This window comes from Hydrotalea sp., from assembly GCF_049968455.1.
In the GTDB taxonomy this organism is placed as follows: Bacteria; Bacteroidota; Bacteroidia; order Chitinophagales; family Chitinophagaceae; genus Hydrotalea.
This window is the reverse complement of record NZ_JBMFQT010000036.1, coordinates 1-1,212: the sequence shown is the minus strand read 5'-3', so window position 1 is coordinate 1,212 and position 1,212 is coordinate 1. Positions and strand designations below refer to the sequence as shown.

At 29.4% G+C, this 1,212-nt stretch carries 3 protein-coding genes; all 3 read left to right on the top strand.

Translation table 11 applies throughout. The features are described 5' to 3' along the window. Window positions 1-240 precede the first annotated feature (240 nt). Window positions 241-438, top strand: coding sequence for a hypothetical protein (locus tag ACP5P5_RS13345; protein WP_428286610.1), 198 nt, complete (start codon window positions 241-243; stop codon window positions 436-438). 160 nt (window positions 439-598) lie between these two features. After that, on the top strand, window positions 599-991 hold the full coding sequence (locus ACP5P5_RS13340) for a hypothetical protein (protein WP_428286609.1): 393 nt from the start codon (window positions 599-601) through the stop codon (window positions 989-991). Between the two features lie 5 nt (window positions 992-996). Beyond that, a partial coding sequence (locus ACP5P5_RS13335) for a hypothetical protein (protein ID WP_428286608.1) occupies window positions 997-1,212 on the top strand: 216 nt, incomplete at its 3' end.

Sequence of the window (1,212 nt, the reverse complement as noted above, 5' to 3'; positions counted from 1 at the left end):
GCCAAACAAATTAAGCAACGAAAATTTTTAAATTAAAATATACACAATAAGTGTTTAAACCATATTTAGTGGCCACGAATGGCGGGATGTTTTGCCTTTGTTGACCCAAAGAAAAAATAACAGAGGACTGTATAGCAGAGGCAGGAACACTACAAATAGTTCTTTTAGGTAATTTTTTTAAGAAATGACTTTCTACAAAAAAGGTAGAAAGATTTTATCATCAATTAAACTTTTTAGACTATGAAAAAAATTCATTTCAATCAGATGGTAGTAATTGAAGGAGGAGCGCCATGTAGCTCCACGGCAAACAAATTTATTGCTGTAACTGGCTTCATTGCAGGAGTAGCCTCTTCGTTCGGCCCAATTGGATTAGCAATTGCCGGACCAACTGCTTTAGGGATGGGAATCGCAAGTATTGTTTGTGCTTGGAAGGAATAACCTATCAAGCCTGTAGAGGCTGTAAATAAATTTTTTACAGCCTCTTTCTATTAAAAAATTAAAATAAAGAATCACATAATGTAATTGAGGGTTTTAATTTGGCTTGCTTCCCATTATTTATTTTTTTCAAAATTTATTTCATAATCTTAAAAAAAACAAAATGGAAAATATAAAAATTTCAAGAAAAGGTATTTTTCCTTTAAGAACATTAAACATTAATGTTAATAACGAAAAATATTCATTGAAAGGTAATGAAGAAATCACTATAAATCTTCCCTCAAAAGAGTTTAATCTAAATATGAAAATGGACTGGTGGAATTCAACAAAACATATAAAAATGAAAACTGACGAAAATAAAATCATTATTAGATATAAATTTTCAGACATATACTTCTTTGTTGGTTTAACTCTATTGCTAATCCTATCTGTTTTAACTTACTTGCAAATCACTCCAATAAATTTAATAGTCATTTTCGTACTAGTATATGTTCTTTTGCAAATTTATCACTTGATTTTCAAATCAAATCAATTCTTTGAAATAGATATAGTTTAAATATAATGCGTTATTCAAATTGGTTTTATTTTTCGGCAATTATTTTCATTCAATTACTCATTACGTTTTATAGCCAAACCTTCATTTTAACCGATGATTTGTACCGTTTAATCGTAGGTTCACAAATGAGTGAAACGCAGTTTGATGATTATTTGGAATTTGTACATAAATGGCAATGGGCAAGTTATTTGCTTATTCCGTTGGAACTATTGCTTCGTATT

Excerpts from the sequence above, each read along its gene's own strand:
- ACP5P5_RS13345 (WP_428286610.1), top strand. The coding sequence starts at position 241 with ATGAAAAAAATTCATTTCAATCAGATGGTAGTAATTGAAGGAGGAGCG.
- ACP5P5_RS13340 (WP_428286609.1), top strand. The coding sequence starts at position 599 with ATGGAAAATATAAAAATTTCAAGAAAAGGTATTTTTCCTTTAAGAACA.